Below are 20,145 nucleotides of genomic sequence, written 5' to 3' on the forward strand. Positions count from 1 at the left end.
TCAAATGACCATGCAGACAAAGCGTGTGTATCTTCAAGTATGATACATGGGATTCACACTTCATTGGCGCTGAGAGAGCGGCCTTTATATATGCTGGAAATAGAACAAATCAAACAGGTACGGGTATTGTGTATTGGTGATGTGATGCTGGATCGTTATTTGCACAGCAATGTTTCCCGCATTTCTCCAGAAGGCCCGGTTCCGGTTGCACGGGTGACCCGCACGGAAAATATCGCCGGCGGCGTTGCCAACGTGGCACGCAACATTGCTGCGCTGGGGGCGCAGGCAACCGTAACGGGAGTTATTGGCAAGGATACGACCGGGCATGATCTGGAAGTGACACTGGCCCGTGATGATGGTGTGCAGACCCGGTTTGTGGTGACAGAACAGCGCCCGACAACAGAAAAAATCCGCTATGTTTCACAAGGGCAGCAGCTTTTGCGTGCCGACCGGGAAGACGCGGCCCTGCTGCCAGACGCTTTGGAGCAGCAACTGCTGGAAGTTCTGGAAAAAGAAGTTGCCCTTTATGATGTGGTGGTACTTTCTGATTACGCCAAAGGTGTTTTGACCAAAAAAGTACTGGGAAAAGCAATTGCACTAGCACGGGAAAAGGGCATCCCGGTGGTCGTGGATCCCAAATCATCCGATCTGTCGCGCTATGCCGGCGCAACAGTGATCACACCCAATACCAAAGAAACGATGGAGGCCACGGGCATTGACCCAAGCAATGACGAACAGGCGCAGGCCGCCGGGCTGAAAGCGCTGCAAATCAGCCAGGCCAGCGCTTTGCTTGTGACCCGGGCAGAGCAGGGTATGTCGCTGGTGCGTGCCGGCTTGCCTGCTGTGCATATCCGGGCCACGGCACATGAGGTTTTTGACGTTGTGGGCGCAGGCGATACCGTGGTGGCCACACTGGCTGTATGCCTGGGCTCCGGCCTGCCGCTGGAAGAAGCCGCCAAAATGGCCAATATGGCCGCAGGCATTGTGGTGGAAAAAGCCGGAACCGCAACGGTATCCATGTTTGAGCTGCTGGAAGCGATCAAACGCCAGGAAAGAAAACACGATCCGCAAAACAGCATACGCAACAAGATTGGTCCGCTGCCGGAATTGTTGCAGTTATGCAGGCAATGGCAGCAACAGGGACTGAAAGTTGGCTTTACCAATGGCTGTTTTGACTTGCTGCATGTGGGGCATGTTTCATTGCTGACGTTTGCCAGAGCACAATGTGACAGGCTGATTGTCGGGCTGAACAGCGATGATTCTGTGCGGCGCCTGAAAGGCCCGAGCCGGCCGGTTAATTCAGAAGGCGACCGGGCTTATGTGCTGGCAGCGCTGCAGTCGGTGGATGCGGTGGTTGTGTTTGGAGAAGATACGCCTGAATCATTGATTGAAGCGCTTACGCCTAATGTGCTGATCAAAGGGGCTGATTACACGGTGGATCAGATAGTCGGTGCCAAACATGTTCTGGCACACGGTGGAGAGGTGCGGACGTTTGAACTGGTGCCCGGGCGCAGCTCCACCAAGATGATTGAAAAAGCCAGGCAGTCCTGCTGATTGGCGATACTGAAGAAAACATTGCCGGCCAGAAACTTCTGCCCGGCAATGTTGTTTGGAAAACTTACTGGGTAATGTCTTTGACGGTGGTGGCAATGCCGTTTGCCTTGACAGCGGCGATGCCGTTATCCCGGGCGGTTTCTGTCGTATACATTTCACTGGTGCCGATAACCTGATGGTTGGCGGCTTTCAGATTGAAGTAAAAGTTGCCATTTTTCGCCACCTTTTTTTCGTAGCGTTTATCCAGAGTGCAATTAGCCTGAACCGAGGCCACACCGTTTTTGGCTGAGTCTTTGGATTTATACTGTTCGCTGACGAGAACGATCTGACCATTGGGGGCTTTTAATGCAAAGCGGAATTGACCATTGGTATTCTTGCTGATCTCATAGTAACTGGCCATGTTCATTTCTCCTATCAAATTTAAGGGTGGTTTCTGGCTGATATGTAATGGCTATCAGCTGTTTATTTTTGCTGATCAATATACACCGTAAAAGATCGGTGCAAAGACTGCGGGAGGTGAATCTTCCAATGCAATCAGGGTTATCATGTGTTGCGACAGCTTTTTTGAAACCATTCCGTGGGACAATGGTGACAGAGTTAAAATGGCCATCATGGGTAAATATCTTCTCAGGTTAAGAAATGTACGGCATCTGTTGTTGTGCCTGATGTCGTTTCTGATGCTTGCCCAAAATATATATGCAGGGCAAGGGCTTGTTGCGCCTTCTGAAATGAAGGCGGCTACTGAAACGGTAATGATTGCTCAAAATATGCAAGCAATGCCCTGTGTAACGGAACATGGCTGTCAGCCGGAATCACCCTATCAGGGACATATTTCAGCCGATCATCCATGCTGCGTAGCCGTCTGTGTCATGTGCCTGGTTAATCCGACATATGCATTTGATTTCTGGCCCGGAATGCCAGAAACCGTATCTGTCCTTCGTGACAAGCGCTTTCAAAGCCAGCATTACGCTCCGCCGGTTCCTCCTCCCATGGGGTGAGTTGTCACAGGCATATGCAGAAGCGATCTGCATTGCCACGACATTGAATCACCATCAACATATTTACTGACAAACTGGTTTTAAAACAGATAAACCGGTTACTCAATCCATGGGAAAAATGAATATCATGTTAAAGAAAATACAACGCCGTCAATTTTTGCAAAAACAGTTAACGCTGGGCGCTGGTGCGCTGCTACCCGGATGGGTATATGCGCAGATGAGGCCGGGAATGGCACATAACGGAGGGCACACAATGATGAATAACCCGAACCACCAGATGCCGATGCATGCATCAACACTGGCTCCTGTAGATGCCATTACCGCACACCAGCCCTTGCGCCCGCTTTGGCGCTTGCCCAATATGAGCCGGCAAGCGGGCGTTTACCGGGCGCGCATGGTCGCCAAACCGCAGGCGATGGAGCTGGTGCAGGGGCAGCAGACGCAGTTCTGGTGTTATGAAGACCATGTGCCAGGGCCGTTGATTGAACTGAACGAGGGGGACCGGGTTGAGATTGAATTTATCAACCAGTTGCCTCAGCCGACAACTATTCACTGGCACGGTCTGCCGGTGCCTGCCGATCAGGATGGGGCACCGATGGACCTGATTGCGCCAGGAGAACAAAAAATTTATCAGTACACGCTGCCAACAGACTGTGCCGGCACCTACTGGTTTCATCCTCATCCGCACCACATGACCGCTGAACAGGTGTATCGCGGGCTGGCTGGCGCGGTGATTGTACGTTCCGGCAATGACCCTCTGGCATCCTTGCCGGAGCAGCATCTGATTATTTCTGATCTGAAATTGGGTGGCGACGGACAAATTGTTCCCAATGACATGATGGACTGGATGAATGGCCGTGAAGGGCAATTTGCCCTGGTCAATGGGCAGCGCCAGCCTGTGATTGAATTGGCTGAGCCGCAACGCTGGCGGCTGTGGAACATGTGCAGTGCGCGGTATTTGCGTTTGTCCCTGGGGAATGTGCCGTTAACACTGGTGGGTACAGATGGCGGTTTGTTGCAAACGCCGCAAACGGTGTCTGAATTGTTACTGGCACCGGGCGAGCGGGCAGAGCTGGTTGTCACGCCGGCAGCATTCGCAAAGATGGCAGACGTTGTATTGGCTGCAGAACCTTATGAGCGGGGCAAGATGTCAATGGGCAGTATGCATGCACCAGCGGAGCAGCGTATCGTTCTGGCGCAGGTTCATGTGATGCCTTATGACAAATCATATGCCTTGCCCACGGCATTACGCAGCATAAGCGCGTTGGGGCCGGCGCAGGTCACGCGTACCTTTGAGTTTTCCGAAAAAATGGACATGAGGCGCATGCATGCCGGGCTGACGCCTGATGGACGTATGCAGGGTATGGATTTTCTGATCAATGGCCGTTTGTATGATCCGCAGCGTATCGACTTTGAAATGCAGCGGGATACGGTGGAGCTGTGGAAAGTCACGAACAGCAGCGACATGGACCACCCGTTCCATGTGCATGGCACACAGTTTCAGGTGATCGCGCGCCAAATGAAGGGGCAGGAAGAAACTGCGGAACCTTTTCTGGCGTGGCGTGATACGGTGAACGTACGTGCCGGAGAAACCGTGCAGCTTAAAACCATGCAACACCTGCCGGGGGAGCGCATGTACCATTGCCACATTCTGGAGCATGAAGATCTGGGCATGATGGGCACATTGCGTGTAGTCTGAGCATTCAGGTTAAAAAGGCGTCGCATGGACGCCTTTTTTTTAACAGGTACCCCAGTATAGAAACTGCACCAGTTTTTGTTCCTGGTCAAAGCCGAATAAAAAGACGGAGCCGTCGCAGCCGATACAGGGTGAAACCCTGAACCCGGCAGCCCAGCCGAGAGGACCATGATCGCGCGTCTGGAAAACGCCGATGGACGGGTAAAGTGCCTGCATCTGGCTCCAGTCGGTCTGCTGGTTGAAAACCTGCTGGTCCGACGTTTCCAGGAAAAACCGGCCGGAACTCAGGTCCAGTCTATAAAGTGTAACGTTGCCATCCGCATCAACAATGAATTGTGTTTTGCCATAAACATAGTATTGGGCCTGAGCCGGGTCCATGTTGTCATCTGTCGGAAGCCCGCAGTCGGCATCAGCCTCAATGGGTTGAACCGCATCAGGCATTCCAAATGCATCAATGAGGGCCTGCTTGTTTGCGCCCGAAACAGGCAGCACACCATTGATTTGAATCTTGCTGATCTCAAGTATGGGCATCTGCTCCGGAGATTCGTAGGCAGCAGGCTGGGCCCAGGCAGATCCGCATATAAAGACCAGGCTCAAAATAACAAAGATTTTTTTCATACGGTTAATTCTGTTTAGAGGAAAGATTCATGAGGGATATAAAACATTGTATGCGATATTTTTTTATGTTCTGTTAAATCAGGGCGACGAAAAACACAATGCCTGTAAAACAGATAATGTATCCGGCAGTTCAGATCACAAGTGTGCTCAGCGCAGCCAGCGGGGCGGTATCCGCGCGCAATGTGCGTGGCCCCAGGCTGTACGGCTGAAACTGTGCCAGAGAAACCAGTTGCTGTTCTTCCTGGGGGGTCAGACCACCTTCAGGCCCGCTGAGAATACATACTGCGGTATTTGCTGGCGAAGCCGTCCACGCGGCTGCATTGAGCAAACTCAGCATACGCCTGTCCGAAGGCAGATCGGAAATCTGTGTTTGTAATAATTGCGGCAAGGTGGTAACGGAGTGAATCAGCGGAATCCGGTTGCGGCCGCATTGCTCGCAGGCAGCAACAGCAACGGCCTGCCAGTGGGCGACTTTTTTGCTGCTGCGTTCGGCATTGAGTTTAATGACCGAGCGCTCGAACAGCAGCGGATAAATGGCTGCAACGCCCAGTTCGGTGGCTTTTTCCACCAGAAAATCCATGCGTTCATTGGCGGGAATGCCTACCAGCAGGGTGACTTGTACCTGGGCTTCCCGTTCGATGGGGGTATGCTCCTGGAGTAATACTTCAACCTGCTGGCGGCCCATCTGGGTGATGCTGGCGCGCCATTGTCCGCCACGGCCATTGAACAGCGAGACCGTTTGTCCGGGTTGCATGCGCAATACCTGCACGTGGCGGGCCGCCATGGCCGGCAGCGGGACACAAAGGCCTGATTCCAGCGACATGTCGGCATATAGACGGGGTGCAGATGGGGCAGGGGGACTGATCATGGCTTTAATAAACGGGCTTTGATTTAAAACGTGTAACCAAACTGGGGCGTAATGCTTTCGATCTGGTCAACCAGTTTTAATAAGGGGGCCAGTTCCCGATAGCGGGCGCACGTGGCGCGGACATAGTTGATAAACCGGGGCGTGTCGGCCAGATATTTGGGTTTGCCGTCGCGCAGTGTCAGGCGGGCAAAAATACCCAGAATTTTCAGGTGCCGCTGCAGGCCCATCCATTCCACTGCAACCCAAAATTCAGAAAAATCCGCCGGCACAGGTAAACCGGCCTTACGTGCCATTTCCCAGTAACGGATGGTGATATCCAACACAAACTCCTCTTCCCAGGAATGAAAGGCATCACGCATCAGCGATGCAATGTCATAAGAAATCGGGCCGTAAACCGCATCCTGAAAATCCAGCACGCCCAGCTCAGTCGTCTGCCCATTGGGCAAAGTACCACCGACCATCAAGTTGCGCGGCATGTAATCACGGTGCATGTAGACCGATGCACTGGCCAGGTTACGCTGGATAATCAGGTCAAAACTGTGCGCAAGCACTTTTTGCTGCTCCGGGGTGAGCGACATTTGACGGTACTGGGCCACATACCATTCGGGAAACAGGTTCAGGTCCCGGCGCAGAAGTGTTTCATCAAAAACGGGTAATGTGCCGGGCTGGCTGGCAAGCTGCCAGCGGACCAGGATATCGCATGCCTGAGTTAACAACGGGTGTGCCTGCGCCATGTTCGGGGTGCCGGCATTCACGGTTTCCAGTACCGTCTGGTTGCCCAGGTCGCTCAACAGCATAAAACCGTTGGCTTCATCCCAGTCCAAAATATCGGGAACACGCAACCCCGCAGCTTTCATCAACTGGTCAACGCGCACAAAGGGGCGGCAGTCTTCCTGCTGGGGCGGGGCATCCATCACAATCAGCGTCGGGTTTTCGGGTAAGCTGGAAGACAGGCGAAAGTAGCGCCTGAAGCTGGCATCTACCGATGCCGGGCGTAAACTTTGTGGCTCTATACCAAATTGGCCGGCCAAAGGGGCAAGCCACTGCTTAAAAACCTGAGCACGTTGGGGATCTGCCCAGGAAATCTCGGAAATCGGGTTATGATCAGACACAGGAATAAATTGAGAGTCCATGAAATAATAGGCTATTTTACAAACAAGATCCTTACAACGGTTTGAAATAACAGGATGGCCCGTGCGAATGCGGGCAACTTTTTTATAATGGACCTTTTGTCGGTGTTTTTACAACCCTGGAAACCCTTTTGACAGGCTTTGATTTCACAGCATGATTCCAAAACACGCATGTTTGCCATTCTGGCGCTATAGCAGCAAATACCGTTATGCAACGCCCGCATTGATGATGTTATTTGCAACAGGCGTGTTTTTTGCAAACCAGGCGCAGGCACAGCCGCTAAGCCCCAATGCTTCTAAAGTGGCGGTTGCGGTTCAGGAGCCGATCGACATTGTTCCGCAGATTTATGTTGCCCAGGTCAGCCCGGACTATACGCCAGCGGCTTTGAGTGCATCCGGCAATTTGGCCCAGGCGACGCCTTCCAAGGTGGCGGTGACAGAGCAGCAGAGCGGGCAGCAACGGCAGCAGTTGACGGATGACGAGGCGCATGAAGAGCAGCCGAAAAACCATGCTGCGCCCTTGGTGGTTACGGCGCAGGGCCATCAAACACGGACCAATGCGGTGACAAAGCCCGCTGTGGAAGAAGCTATTCCTGGGCTGGAGGCGGCGAAAGTGCCCCCACCGCCTCCTGGAGCCGATCCGGATTCGCCGCCGGTATATGTGTCTGGTGAACACATTGACGGTCATGCAGATGGACTGGTGACAGTGACCGGAAGAGGCCAGTTGATTCGTGACATGACGGTGGTGCAAGGGGAGGAGCTGACATATAACCGGCAAACAGAGGTTGCAACGGCATGTCAGGATGTTCGCATTAACCATAACGGGAATGTGTTCCGGGGAACACGTGCAGAACTGCATATTCCAACGTACCAGGGCCATTTTGACGAAGCGACCTATCAGGTCAGGTTAACAGGTGCGCATGGGCAGTCCAGCCAGATTGAATTCACTGGCAAAGACCAGATGACTTTGCATGATGCCACATATACCCTGTGTGATGCGAAAGCCGACGGTGAATATGACTGGGTCATGACTGCCGACTCGGTGGAGCTGGACTTTGAAAAAGACGAGGGTGTGGCCCGCAATGCAGTCATGCGGTTCATGGGAGTGCCCATTCTGGCAACACCCTGGATGAGTTTTCCGCTGTCGGATAAGCGTCGCTCCGGCTGGCTGGTTCCCACGTTTGACATCGACAGTGATAACGGGTTTACCTATGAGCAGCCGTATTACTGGAATATTGCGCCTAACTATGATGCAACGCTGACGCCTTTTGTCATGAGTAAACGTGGGGTGGGGCTGAATACGGAATTCCGGTATCTGGAGCCCAACTACGCAGGAACATTCACCGGGCTGTTTTTACCCAATGACCGCCTGCGAAGCGACGGGGTATCAATCAGTCCGGACCAGTTTACCCAATGGATGGAGCGGGATCCGCAGTTTCTGGCTGGGCTGCTGACAACGCCGCGCAACCGCTGGGGCTATTCATGGCAGCACAGGCAGATACTGACGCGCAATATGAGTTTGTTGGGCACAACAGACCTGCAGTTGGATCTCAACAGGGCTTCTGACGACAATTACTGGCGCGATTTTCCCAGAGCACCGTCAGGCTCACTTTCGACGCGTTTGCTCAACAGTGAAGGTATCTTGAGATCGAATAACGGGGGTGTTTCCACACTGGTGCGTGTGCAGCGCTGGCAGGTGCTGCAGGATCTGGATTCCTATATCACCCCGCCGTTTGACCGTACCCAGATGCGTATGAATTATGGGCTGACAGATCAATACGGATTTGACCTGTCTGTCATGGGGGATATCACCAAGTTTGAGTCAGACCGGCTTTCTGACGAATCGAATGAGAACAGTGTCCGCAGTCTGCTGCAACTATCAGCAAGCTATCCGATACGCCATCCGGGCTGGTTTGTTGTGCCCAAAGTGCAGATGCTGACCCGGTATTATGATTTTGATGCGGATATTGTTTTGGAAAGCATGGCAGACAACCCGCTGCTGACTTCCGACCGGACAACACGGAACCGCTCCATTACTTTACCGACATTCAGTCTGGACACGGGGTTGATTTTTGAGCGCAAAGCGAATTTATTCGGTACCGAATATGTGCAGACGCTGGAACCGCGGGCGCTTTACACCTATACGCCGTATCGGGATCAAAGCATGCTGCCGCTTTATGATACCGGGTCCTATGACTACAATCTGGCAACGCTGTATCTGGATAACCCCTATTCAGGCTATGACCGGATTGCAGACGTGAATATGATGACGGTGGGTGTGGGAACGCGCTGGCAGAATCCGCAAACCGGCGTTGAGGCACTCAGCCTGAACCTCGCACAGCGGCTGCGGTTTGCAAATCAGCGGGTCACGCTGGATGATGAGCCCATTACCAGCCGTTACAGTGATGTCTTGCTCAGCGCCAGTACCGAACTGGTCCACAACTGGCGGTTTGATGCGCTGGTACAATACGATACAGATGAAAACAGGTCGCAGCGCAGTTTGCTGATGGCGCGCTGGAAACCGGGGCAGTACCGGGTGATGAATTTCGGTTACCGGATGATGCATGGCTTCAGCGAGCAGGTGGATTTCAGCTGGCAATGGCCTATTGGTTCGCCATGGTTTGGCTCCAGGTTGCCGGAGCCCAGCAGTTCCGGCGGGCGCTGGTATACGGTAGGACGAATCAACTACAGTTTGCGCGACAGTAAACTGGTTGATGGGATTTTAGGATTTGAATACCAGAGCTGCTGCTGGATTGCGCGTGTTGCGGCCGAGCGGATTTCAACCGGGCGTACGGAAGTGAACACCAGGTTGTCATTCCAATTAGAATTTACGGGGTTGTCACGGGTCGGGGTGAATCCGTTGAAGACGCTGCAGGATAATATCAATCACTATGAAACGATTCGAAATGAACGGGTTAGCAGACCGAACGGTTTTTATTTATATGAGTAAACGATTTTATGTACTGATCAGCGCACTGCTGTGTGCTTTGGGAATGTCTCTGAGTGCACATGCGCAGCAGAATGCCGGGGCAGCACCGGCATCGGCAGCGGCAGAGCCGCAGCTTGCAGACTTTATTGTGGCCATTGTTCAGCATGAGCCCATTACCAACTCGCAGGTCAGGGCACATGTGTTGTCTTTGCGGCAGCAGTATGCCGGACAGCAGCAACCACCGGCGGAGCAGTTGCGCCAGATGGCACTGCAGCAGTTGATTTCTCAGAGCGCCCTGGCGCAGCGGGCACATGAACATGGTTTGCGGGTAGACCCCCAGACCGTACAGCAGGCCATTGCAACCATTGCCCGTAACAACGGTATGTCTGTGGTTGAACTGCAAAAAGTATTGAGTGAACAAGGCATTCCTTTTTCAACCATGGAACGTGATATCGGGCAACAACTGCTGATTTCACAATTGCGGGAAAGGACGCTGGACCCGACCGTTACCGTCAGTAATGCCGAAGTGGAAGCCTATTTGGCGCAGTTTTCGGGGCAGACCGACCCAGGGCAGCAGCAGATCAATCTGGCACAGATTCTGATTGCGGTGCCGGAGAATGCCACACCTGCACAGGAAAAAGCGCTGGAAGCCAAAGCACAGGATATTTATACCAAAGCGCAAGCTGCCGGTGCCGATTTTTTTGCGCTGGCACAGGCCAATTCTGATGATCCGGCTGCGTCTGCAACCCGGGGCGTGATGGGCGCCAGGCCTGCTTCTCGTTATCCAGACCTGTTTATCCAGGCGGTTACCGGTTTGCGGGCTGGCGCCGTTGCACCACCGGTACGCTCAGGCGCCGGGTTCCATATCATCAAAGTGCTGGAGCGTGAGCAGTCAGACATGGTGGTGACCCAAACCCGGGTACGTCATATTCTGCTGAATATTACCGAGCAGCAAACAGAGCAGGATGCAATCAATAAACTACTGGCTGATAAGCATCAGATCGAAACAGGGCAGGCCACTTTTGAAATGCTGGCGCAGGAGCAGTCTCAGGACGCGAGTGCGAAAGACGGGGGTGATCTGGGCTGGGTGGTTCCGGGGATGTTTGTACCGGAATTTGAGCGGGTCATGAATCAGCTTAAACCGGGCGAAATATCTGATCCGGTGGCAACCCGTTTTGGTGTGCATTTGATTCAGGTGCTGGAGCGGCGCGAATCACAACTGACGCCTCAGCAGCAGCGTGAGGTGGCCCGCGAAAGCATCCACCAGCGCAAAGTGGAACAGGCGATGGACCAGTGGGTTCGTGATATCCAGTCAAGCGCATACATTGAAATGCGTAATCCACCGCAATAAGCTGCCTGTTTTGCCATGGGAGGCCGTAGCAAACACATTGCGCGCAAGCGTTTCGGGCAGCATTTTCTGACCGATAACAGCGTCATTGACCGTATTGTGTCGGAAATCAGTCCTCGGGCAGGACAGTTGATGGTAGAAATTGGCCCCGGTCTGGCAGCGCTGACCCAACCGCTGGTGGAAAGACTGGGCCGTTTAACCGTGATTGAACTGGATCGTGATCTGGTTGAGCGGTTGCGGGCCCACAACCAACTGAACGTGATTGCAGCGGATGTGCTGACCGTGGACTTCAGCCAGTTGCGGCAGGATGCAGGTATCAATGGCGATGCTTCAAAGCGGTTGCGGGTTGTCGGCAATTTGCCCTATAACATTTCAACGCCGATACTCTTTCATTTGCTGGATTACGCGGCAGATATTGAAGACCAGCATTTCATGCTGCAAAAAGAGGTGGTTGACCGCATGGCTGCCGAGCCTTGCACGCATCAATACGGCCGCCTGTCGGTGATGTTGCAATGGCGTTATGAGGTGGAGTCCTTGTTTGATGTCCCTCCTGAAGCGTTTGATCCACCGCCCAAAGTGGTGTCTGCCATTGTCCGAATGGTGCCGTTGGCGCAGCCTGTGCAACTGGATCAGGCCCTTTTGAGCGAACTGGTACAGGTGGCGTTCAGCCAGAGGCGTAAGTTATTGCGCCATACGTTGGGGCGCTGGCTGCAGGAGCGGGATTTTGGTGGCGAATTTGATGTGCAGCGCCGTGCGGAAGAGGTGCCGGTGACGGAATACATTGCTTTGGCTCAGGCGCTCAGGCCTGCCGGCAGTGGTAAACTCAACGAAGTGGAGGCTTGACTTTATGCACGTGGATCATCCGGACTCATCTTCTGTTTCGATTGCGATTATTGGTGCCGGCCCGGTAGGACTCTCGTTGGCATTGTTGGCCGCAGCGCAGTTGCCCAATGCACACATCACAACATACGATGCCCGCCAGGCAGACCATAATGTGCATGAAGACCCCAGAACGCTTGCACTGTCATTGGGCAGCATCCAACTGTTACAACGCCTGCAGACCTGGTCTGCGGCCAAGGCACAGCCGATTCTGACAGTCAATATTTCCCAGCAGCAGCCCTCTTTGATTCCTCCTGCCACGGTACAGATCTCGGCGCAGGAAATGCAGGCACCCATGCTGGGTGCCGTCATCTCGTATGGTAACGTGCTGGGGCCGCTGCAACAGCGCTGGCTGGAAATGGTGCACAACCACCCTCAGCGTTTTCATGCCTGCTTTGGTCATAAGGTCAAAGATATTCGCACGCTTCCGGATGGTCAGGTCGAAGTGGATGCGCAAGTGCTGAAAAACTATGACCTGGTGATCGTGGCGGAAGGGGGCATATTTTCCGAGCAGGTGAAAAAGCCGGTGGTCAGCGATTACCACCAGAATGGATGGATTGGCACTGTTACGCTGGAGCAGCCGCTAAACGGCATGGCATTTGAGCGTTTCACGGCCAATGGGCCGGCTGCTTTGCTGCCTATCGGGATGCATGAGGCCGCACTGGTCTGGTGCCAGCCGTCAGATCATGACGAGGTTGCAACCCTGACACAGACGCAACGTCTGGCCGTGCTCAATACCATGTTCCCGCCAGAGGCTGGCCGGTTGACCGCAGTTTCAGACCTGAAGTCATTTGCACTGGGGCTGAATGCTGAAAGAACACTGGTGCATGGGCGCACGGTGCGCATTGGTAACGCGGCGCAGACGCTGCACCCGGTTGCCGGGCAAGGCCTGAATCTCGGGCTGCGTGATGCCTATGTGCTGGTGGAGCAATTGGCCCGGCATGAAAATATCGATCAGGCGCTGAAAAGGGCCGCATTCAGCCGGCTGCCCGATCGCTGGGGTGTGATGGGTGTAACCGAGCTGCTGGCCCGTGGCTTTACCTGGGATGTACCGTTGTTGCCGGAATTGCGCAATCTCGGATTAGGTGCGATGCAAAAAATATCACCGTTGCGCCGTCTGTTAGCCAGGCGGATGATGTTTGGCTGGCGGTAAGATCAGATCGGCATAGCTGCGTTCATGATGCTATTGCAAACGCGCCGATAAACCGTCCGACCAAATTTGTGCAGGCAAAAATGAAGCGAGGGCGGCCATTAAAAATTTTTGCGCAGCACAATGTCCGTGAAGAAACATTTCAATAATAACTTGCCCTCTGTACGTTTAGCTCAAGTTGAATTAGTATATAGCTTGGCATAGAAATACCAATTTAAAGCCTCCTCAAGAACCATTGCACAAGAGCGATACGGTAGCCAGTGTTTCGTGTGGTCTGTCTTGCAGACAGGCTGCGTATATTCATCTGGAACCTGTCTGATTGCTGGATTGAGGCGGTAGGTAAATGTATCAGATCGTCTTAGAGGATTTTTGTAATGGCACCAACCAGCGACCAGCAGGACAAAAAGCAAAAGCTGCGCACCGCAGCGCTTGAATACCACGAGTTTCCAACCCCGGGAAAAATTTCTGTCACGCCGACAAAGCAACTGAGTAACCAGCATGATTTGTCTTTGGCATATTCGCCCGGTGTTGCGGTGGCCTGTGAAGAGATCGTCAAAGAGCCGGAAACCTCTTTTCGTTATACCGCCCGGGGCAATCTGGTCGGAGTGGTGACCAATGGCACGGCCGTTTTGGGGCTGGGTAACATCGGTGCACTGGCAGGTAAGCCGGTTATGGAAGGCAAGGGCGTTCTGTTTAAAAAATTTGCCGGTATTGATGTGTTTGATATTGAAATCAATGAGCTCGATCCTGATAAGCTGGTGGAAATCATCGCCTCGCTGGAGCCGACATTTGGTGGTATCAATCTGGAAGATATCAAAGCACCGGAATGTTTTTACATTGAGCGTAAACTGCGCGATCGGATGAAGATTCCTGTATTCCATGATGACCAGCATGGCACGGCCATTGTTGTCGCTGCCGGCATTTTGAATGGGTTGCAGGTTGCCGGTAAAGACATCAAGCAGGTAAAGCTGGTGACTTCAGGCGCAGGAGCTGCTGCTCTGGCGTGTTTGAAACTGCTGGTCAAAATTGGTTTGCCGCGGGAAAACATTTGGGCCACCGATATTGTCGGGCTCGTTTATGAAGGCCGTCAGGAGCAGATGGACGAGGACAAGGCATTTTTTGCCCAGAAGACGGATCAGCGCACTTTGACAGAAGCGATCCAGGGGGCGGATGTGTTTCTTGGACTGTCTGCAGGTGGCGTGCTGAAACCCGAAATGGTGCAAACCATGGCGGAGCGGCCCATTATCTTTGCACTGGCGAATCCAACGCCTGAGATTCTGCCGGAAGAAGCCAAAGCGGTGCGCCCGGACGCCATTCTGGCAACGGGTCGCACGGATTATCCGAACCAGGTGAATAACGTGCTGTGTTTTCCTTACATCTTCCGGGGTGCGCTGGATTCGGGCGCAACAACCATTACCGATGAGATGGAGGTGGCTGCGGTCAATGCCATTGCAGAACTGGCTCGCGCCGAGCAGGACGAATCTGTTGCCAAGGCGTATGCTGGAACGACACTGAGCTTTGGCCCGGAATATCTGATTCCCAAACCGTTTGACAGCCGGCTGATGATGAAAATTGCCCCTGCAGTGGCCCAGGCCGCCAGGGATTCCGGCGTGGCATCCCGTCCTGTTGCGGATATGGACGCCTATGTGGAAAAACTGCAGCAGTTTGTGTATCAGTCGGGTTCATTCATGAAGCCGATTTTCGCGGTGGCGCGCAGTTGCACCAAAAAGCGGATTGTGTATGCCGAAGGTGAGGAAGAACGTATTTTGCGCGCCGTTCAGGTGGTTATTGATGAAAAGCTGGCGCATCCGATTTTGGTCGGACGCCCGGCGGTGATTGCCAAGCGGATTGAGCGTTTTGGGCTGCGCCTCAAAGAAGGGGTTGATTTTGATGTGGTCAACACCGATTTTGACGATCGGTACCGTGATTTCTGGCAAACATATCACCGTATGACGGAACGCCGGGGTATTACAGCGGCAACGGCAAAAATTGAAATGCGGCGGCGCCTGACGCTGATCGGGGCCATGATGCTTGCCAAGGGAGAAGCCGATGGCCTGATCTGCGGAACTTGGGGGCAGTATGGAACGCACCTGCATTACATTGACCAGGTAATTGGGCGCAGTGTGGGTTCAAAAGTCTATGCGGCCATGAACGCGCTTGTTTTGCCTGGCAAACAGGTGTTTCTGGTGGATACGCATGTCAATTACGACCCTTCGGCTGAAGAACTGGCAGAAGTTACGCTGCTGGCAGCAACAGAATTGCAGCGGTTCGGGCTGATTCCCAAGGTGGCTTTGCTGTCACATTCCAATTTTGGCGGCAGTGATCAGCCTTCTGCACTCAAAATGCGCCAAACGCTGGCTTTGTTGCGTCAACGTGCGCCAGATCTGGAAGTAGATGGCGAGATGCATGGCGATGCCGCCTTGGATGCGGTCTTGCGTGCGGAGCAAATGCCCCGCTCCACATTGACCGGGCCAGCTAACCTGCTGGTAATGCCCAATATCGATGCGGCCAATATCGCATACAACCTGCTGAAAACCACCGCTGGCCAGGGTATTGCCATCGGGCCAATCCTGTTAGGCGCGAATCAGCCGGTCAGCATTCTGACGCCGACCAGCACGGTGCGGCGCATTGTCAACATGACGGCTTATACGGCAGTCAAAGCGAATGCGGAGTCTGCATAGCTGGTCAAAAGAGCGCTTTATTGCCCATAACATGGGAATTAAGAGGAGAAGGAGTTTGGTTTCCCAAACTCCTTTTTTACTGGTGCATTACCTGCTTGTTGACGTGTGATCCGATTCTCTCACAAAGGAGGGAATTGATCTAATTGGTGCAATCTGCATTGAAAAATGCTTGTTTAAGCATTAAAAGCTGTAAATTTTCATCAAAATAATAGCTGACTACAACGAGGCGCAACATCTTGATATTTACCATAGGCTCAGCTACGCTTAAGCATCGTCAAGAGATTGCTGAAAAATCATTCAAATGAACTTCTTTGCGCGTGTTGTCCGCCCATTCATGGCAGTCCTTTGGCTGGCAGCAGGTATATTGCTTGTACCGGTCGATAGCTTGGCACGCGGGAGTTTTCCTACCCAGGCACAAACAGATGCCATGCAGTCTGCTCCGCAGGAAACGGCTCGAGATATCGTCTATTCAAGTCTTCCTGCACAGGCGCAACATACTTATACGCTGATTTTGCGTGGGGGGCCGTTTGATTATCAGCAAGATGGCACGGTATTTGGTAATTATGAAGGGCATCTGCCGGCACAGGCGCGTGGATATTACCGTGAATATACCGTAAAGACACCAGGGATCAGCCATCGGGGTGTCAGACGGATTGTCTGTGGGGGAAATGTGAAAACAGCCCCTCAGGTATGTTATTACTCTGCCGATCATTACAACAGTTTTCGACGGATAGTCGAAATTCCTCCCGTACCATAATCAAGAAGACATGACCATGCTGCAAACTACCGATACCAACGTTGTTCAGTCGATTCGAGCGTTTCAGCCACAGGCCCTGAAAAATGAGGCCATGAAACTGGCTCACCATTTTTTATATGCAGATCTGGGCCTGGCACGCAGTCGTACACAGGTTTTCCGGATGATTGCCCGCGGGTTTCGCCTGCCTTTGGCCAAAGCCAAAAACCATGAACACCTGCATCATTGCATGACAGAGGTTTTGCGCCAAAGTGGCCCCCAAAAAGGATTTGTGGTGGTGCTGGACCATATTCCTAGCGCGTTGAAATTTGGCGCAGAAGCGCGTGAGCGGCTGCTGGATATTTTTCGCGACATGGCTGACTACTGGGCCAAACGGCGCGTGCCGTTCCGGGTGTTTTATACATTTGCTGTCGCTGCACGGCAAGAGCTAGAGGCCGACATTTCTGTACCACAGGCAGATAACCACGAAGCAGCAGATGCCGGGCTGAATAAACGCCGGGGGCGTAAACCGCAAATGCGCATGGCCAAAAACCTGTTATTCATGCGCAGTGTTTTTGATACCCATCTTTTTAAGCAGGCAGCTTAACCATATGCATTTTGTCAGGGCTTGATATGGCGCAAAAAGTGGTGAGCCGATTTCTGACATGATTTTCGATTGCACAAAAGATACAAAGTATCACAATGGAGACGCACGCCACTGACGGCATGCCGCAGTGGTAAACAGGCATGGAACATACGGTTGTCAATTCAGCGGCACAAAAATGTCGCAGACGCAGATGGGCGAAAACCGGTCCGACATGGGGCAGTTATCGTTTGACAGATGCTCGGTGCTTTTCTGTCGTGAAAGTATCTGTACAGACAAGGTGTTAACTGAGTTAAGGTGAAGCGAATGTCACATGATGTAAAAGCTCCTGAACTGGTATGTCCTGCGGGCAATCTGCCCGCATTGAAAACAGCGGTTGACCATGGTGCAGATGCGGTCTACATGGGCCTGAAGGACATGACCAATGCGCGCAATTTTGCCGGGCTGAATTTTGACCTGAAAGCCGCGCAGGACGGTATCAGCTATGCGCATCAGCGCGGCCGCAAAGTTCTGATGGCCATTAACACCTATGCCCAGGCAGGAGAAGTGCATAAATGGTATCAGGCTGTGGATACGGCTGCCGGTCTGGGTGTGGATGCGGTCATTCTGGCTGATATGGGGCTGTTGAAATATGCCAGTGAACGCTACCCTGATCTGCGTTTGCATCTGTCGGTACAGGGCTCTGCCACCAATTACGAAGCGATTAATCTGGCGCGGGAGCTGTTCAACATCCAGCGGGTGATTTTGCCGCGGGTGTTGACGATTGACCAGGTGCGCCAGGTCATTGAGCATACCGATGTTCAGGTGGAGGTGTTCGGCTTTGGCAGCCTGTGTGTGATGGTGGAAGGGCGTTGTATCCTGTCAAGCTACGCGACGGGAGAGTCTCCCAACACGGTGGGGGCCTGTTCTCCGGCCAAGTTTGTGCGCTGGGAACAAAAACCGCAAACCATGAATGTGCGGTTGAATGACATTTTGATTGACCAGTTCGGCAAGAATGAACCCGCAGGTTACCCCACGCTGTGCAAAGGTCGCTTTGATGTGCAGGGAGAAACCTATTACGCGCTGGAGGAACCGACCAGCCTGAACGTGATTGAATTGCTGCCGGAGCTGGTACGTATCGGCGTGTCGGCGATCAAGGTGGAAGGCCGCCAGCGCAGCCCGGTGTATACGGCACAGGTCACGCAGGTGTTAAGGCAGGCGATTGATGCGGTGGTTAAAAATCCCGATCAGTTTACGGTTTCACCGCTGTGGCAACAGTCTTTAGCCAAGGTTTCCGAAGGACAGCAGGCCACGTTGGGGGCTTACAGCCGGCCGTGGAAATAAATTCATTTATCAGTCGGTGGGCGACGTTATCAAACTGCACAGAATGACCCATAAGCCACATGCCAGAAACCTACGAGCTTGAACCACAACCTCCCCATAAACCACGGCGTTTTGCCTGGGGTTCGTTCTTTACCGTTCTGTTGCTGATGCCTGTGCTGGTGCAATGGGTTGCTTTTCTCATGGGGCTGGCATTGGGCGTCGTATTTGATGCATCTGGCCTAAAGCTGCTGAACAACGGCTACTATTTGGAGCCTTGGATGCTGCTGGTAGGGGCCGTGATGGCCTTTGTATTGGGCTGGCGTTATAAATCTCAAAAAACGCAGCCTGCCAACTGGCAGTTTCATTATGGAGCCTTGATAGCGCCCATTGTGTATACCGTTGCCGTATATGCCATTGTTTTTGCCTTGGGTAAAATTTCATCGGGCGCTGTTTTATGGCTGGGAGTTGGGCTGATTGCTTTTGCCTTGACATCGATAAGCCTATCTTTCAGTGCGAGTGCAAGTTCAGGCTGGGTTATTTTATGGATTCCGGTTGCCACCTACACTTTTTTTATACTGGGCTTTGCTGCCAAAAGCTGGCGCAGAGGGTTTTTTAAACCGGTAAGCAGCAAAATTCTGGTTATAACTGTATTGATCTGTGCGGGGCTGCTGGCGTTTGCAGTGTGGCAGTATTATGACCGCAGTCAGCGAATGCTTTCACCTGTGGAGCGCGCGTACACAAGAGTTTCTGAGCAGATCGGTGAGCAGCAAAATTACGCTTGGCGTCGAAATACCAACCCTGCATTGAGTGACATGCCGGCAGTTGTACTGCGAGGGGTAAGCACACTGAGTATCAGCAGCGATTTTCCCCGGCTGGATGGTGCGACAGCGGTGTTTCCGATTTATGCTTCTGCTGTTCACAGCATATACCAAAAGCCTCAAAATGTGGAAGAACAGAAACAACTGGACCAACTGGTGCAAAGCAGCCGCACGCCAAACGCCTATCAGCGGCTGATTGATAGCGAAGTGGATTTGATTTTTGTGGCTGCACCATCGCAAAAACAGATAGAAGCAGCACAAGCACAGGGACTGACGCTTCAGATGACACCAATTGCCAAAGAAGCATTTGTTTTTCTGGTCAACCAGCAAAATCCGGTAAAAACACTGGCGGTGCAGCAGATACGGGATATTTATTCAGGCCGGATTAATAACTGGCGGGAGGTTGGCGGGCAAGGCGCGCGTATTCTGGCATTTCAGCGGGCGGAAGGCTCTGGCAGCCAGAGTACCATGGTCAATCATGTGATGGAAGGCGTGCCATTGCGTGCCCCTTTGAAAGAAGCCGTTTTTGAAGGCATGGGCGGCATGATTGAGGGCGTGGCCGAGTACCGCAATGCAGAGAACGCGCTGGGATACTCGTTTCGCTATTACTCAACGCGCATGAATACCAGCGATGAAATCCGCCTGTTGGCTATTGACGGTATTGAACCAACCGTGGAAAACATCCGCAATGGTAACTACCCGTTTACAGTGGATGTTTACATGGTGACGGCACGGCCAGTTTCTGAAAATACACAAAAGCTGATGGACTGGTTTTTAAGTGAGCAGGGCCAGCAACTGGTACATGATGTAGGCTACGTACCGGTTTCCCACGAATAG

16 protein-coding genes are annotated in these 20,145 nt (G+C 52.9%); 12 read left to right on the plus strand and 4 right to left on the minus strand.

Annotated elements, in window-relative coordinates; all coding sequences use genetic code 11:
- Positions 1 to 90: 90 nt before the first annotated feature.
- Positions 91 to 1,554 carry a bifunctional D-glycero-beta-D-manno-heptose-7-phosphate kinase/D-glycero-beta-D-manno-heptose 1-phosphate adenylyltransferase HldE gene (hldE, locus tag CUZ56_RS13980; RefSeq protein ID WP_126981029.1) on the plus strand — a complete coding sequence of 488 codons (1,464 nt, stop codon included), beginning with the start codon at positions 91 to 93 and terminating at the stop codon, positions 1,552 to 1,554.
- A 64-nt stretch (positions 1,555 to 1,618) separates the two neighbouring features.
- On the opposite strand, the gene CUZ56_RS13985 is transcribed toward hldE, so the two are convergent.
- Positions 1,619 to 1,954 carry a YegP family protein gene (locus CUZ56_RS13985; RefSeq protein WP_126981030.1) on the minus strand — a complete coding sequence of 112 codons (336 nt, stop codon included), beginning with the start codon at positions 1,952 to 1,954 and terminating at the stop codon, positions 1,619 to 1,621.
- 202 nt (positions 1,955 to 2,156) lie between these two features.
- Between CUZ56_RS13985 and CUZ56_RS13990 the strand changes: the two genes are divergently transcribed.
- Positions 2,157 to 2,552, plus strand: coding sequence for a hypothetical protein (locus CUZ56_RS13990; protein WP_126981031.1), 396 nt, complete (start codon positions 2,157 to 2,159; stop codon positions 2,550 to 2,552).
- Between the two features lie 127 nt (positions 2,553 to 2,679).
- The gene (locus tag CUZ56_RS13995) at positions 2,680 to 4,251 is read left to right on the plus strand and encodes a multicopper oxidase family protein (RefSeq protein WP_239442546.1); all 1,572 of its coding nucleotides are present in this window, start codon (positions 2,680 to 2,682) and stop codon (positions 4,249 to 4,251) included.
- Positions 4,252 to 4,290: 39 nt separating this feature from the next.
- Here CUZ56_RS13995 and CUZ56_RS14000 read toward each other — a convergent pair whose 3' ends face one another.
- The 3 genes from CUZ56_RS14000 to CUZ56_RS14010 all read right to left on the minus strand — a co-directional run bounded on the left by CUZ56_RS14000 (position 4,291) and on the right by CUZ56_RS14010 (position 6,867).
- On the minus strand, positions 4,291 to 4,866 hold the full coding sequence (locus CUZ56_RS14000) for a hypothetical protein (protein WP_126981032.1): 576 nt from the start codon (positions 4,864 to 4,866) through the stop codon (positions 4,291 to 4,293).
- 130 nt (positions 4,867 to 4,996) lie between these two features.
- Positions 4,997 to 5,734 carry a 16S rRNA (uracil(1498)-N(3))-methyltransferase gene (locus CUZ56_RS14005; RefSeq protein ID WP_126981033.1) on the minus strand — a complete coding sequence of 246 codons (738 nt, stop codon included), beginning with the start codon at positions 5,732 to 5,734 and terminating at the stop codon, positions 4,997 to 4,999.
- A 23-nt stretch (positions 5,735 to 5,757) separates the two neighbouring features.
- A complete protein-coding gene (locus tag CUZ56_RS14010) occupies positions 5,758 to 6,867 on the minus strand; it encodes an aminoglycoside phosphotransferase family protein (protein WP_126981034.1) in 1,110 nt (369 codons plus the stop codon).
- Between the two features lie 151 nt (positions 6,868 to 7,018).
- On the opposite strand from CUZ56_RS14010, the gene CUZ56_RS14015 reads away from it, so the two are divergent.
- The 9 genes from CUZ56_RS14015 (at position 7,019) to CUZ56_RS14055 (ending at position 20,145) form a co-directional block, all read left to right on the plus strand.
- Complete coding sequence (locus CUZ56_RS14015) at positions 7,019 to 9,814, plus strand: LPS-assembly protein LptD (RefSeq protein ID WP_126981035.1); 2,796 nt, start codon at positions 7,019 to 7,021, stop codon at positions 9,812 to 9,814.
- Positions 9,807 to 11,144: a peptidylprolyl isomerase gene (locus CUZ56_RS14020; RefSeq protein WP_162615368.1), complete on the plus strand. Its 1,338-nt coding sequence runs from the start codon at positions 9,807 to 9,809 to the stop codon at positions 11,142 to 11,144. Before CUZ56_RS14015 ends, CUZ56_RS14020 begins: the two co-directional genes overlap by 8 nt.
- A gap of 15 nt (positions 11,145 to 11,159) precedes the next feature.
- Positions 11,160 to 11,984, plus strand: coding sequence for a 16S rRNA (adenine(1518)-N(6)/adenine(1519)-N(6))-dimethyltransferase RsmA (rsmA, locus tag CUZ56_RS14025; RefSeq protein WP_126981037.1), 825 nt, complete (start codon positions 11,160 to 11,162; stop codon positions 11,982 to 11,984).
- 4 nt (positions 11,985 to 11,988) lie between these two features.
- Positions 11,989 to 13,173 (plus strand): FAD-dependent monooxygenase, encoded by a 1,185-nt coding sequence (locus CUZ56_RS14030; RefSeq protein WP_126981038.1) that lies wholly within the window; start codon positions 11,989 to 11,991, stop codon positions 13,171 to 13,173.
- 371 nt (positions 13,174 to 13,544) lie between these two features.
- Positions 13,545 to 15,851, plus strand: a complete 2,307-nt coding sequence (locus tag CUZ56_RS14035) for an NADP-dependent malic enzyme (RefSeq protein ID WP_126981039.1) — start codon at positions 13,545 to 13,547, stop codon at positions 15,849 to 15,851.
- Positions 15,852 to 16,152: 301 nt separating this feature from the next.
- Positions 16,153 to 16,608, plus strand: a complete 456-nt coding sequence (locus CUZ56_RS14040) for a ribonuclease domain-containing protein (RefSeq protein WP_404948046.1) — start codon at positions 16,153 to 16,155, stop codon at positions 16,606 to 16,608.
- Between the two features lie 10 nt (positions 16,609 to 16,618).
- Complete coding sequence (locus tag CUZ56_RS14045) at positions 16,619 to 17,191, plus strand: barstar family protein (protein ID WP_126981040.1); 573 nt, start codon at positions 16,619 to 16,621, stop codon at positions 17,189 to 17,191.
- A gap of 303 nt (positions 17,192 to 17,494) precedes the next feature.
- Complete coding sequence (gene ubiU, locus CUZ56_RS14050) at positions 17,495 to 18,511, plus strand: ubiquinone anaerobic biosynthesis protein UbiU (protein ID WP_126981041.1); 1,017 nt, start codon at positions 17,495 to 17,497, stop codon at positions 18,509 to 18,511.
- A gap of 59 nt (positions 18,512 to 18,570) precedes the next feature.
- Positions 18,571 to 20,145, plus strand: a complete 1,575-nt coding sequence (locus CUZ56_RS14055) for a substrate-binding domain-containing protein (RefSeq protein WP_126981042.1) — start codon at positions 18,571 to 18,573, stop codon at positions 20,143 to 20,145.

It is taken from the genome of Saezia sanguinis, from assembly GCF_003991585.1.
Classification (GTDB): domain Bacteria; phylum Pseudomonadota; class Gammaproteobacteria; order Burkholderiales; family Burkholderiaceae_C; genus Saezia; species Saezia sanguinis.